This is a genomic window from Pseudomonas sp. SWRI68 (assembly GCF_014269165.1).
Lineage (GTDB): Bacteria > Pseudomonadota > Gammaproteobacteria > Pseudomonadales > Pseudomonadaceae > Aquipseudomonas > Aquipseudomonas capeferrum.
Map to the genome: position 1 here is coordinate 1 of NZ_JABWRU010000088.1, position 253 is coordinate 253.

1 protein-coding gene is annotated in these 253 nt (G+C 57.3%); it reads right to left on the reverse strand.

The window, feature by feature from the left end; genetic code table 11:
- A partial coding sequence (locus HU770_RS26915; protein ID WP_186666627.1) for a hypothetical protein occupies positions 1-253 on the reverse strand: 253 nt, incomplete at both ends.

Sequence of the window (253 nt, forward strand, 5' to 3'; positions counted from 1 at the left end):
GATGTGGACGGTGAAGGTCGGCTTCACGTTCTCTGCGACCGAAACCTGATCGGCCGTGATGGTGACCTTGACCAGATCGCCTTCGTTGCCCGGAGTACCTGGCTCGTCGGTGACAGAGGTGCTGACTGGGGTTTTGTCCAGAACCAAGTTCTCGAACTGACCGACATCAGCGCCATCAACCGAAGCGATCGACTTGATCACTGGGTCGTTGGTACCGGTGTAGACGTTGTCAGGCGCAGTAACGGTGACGAAG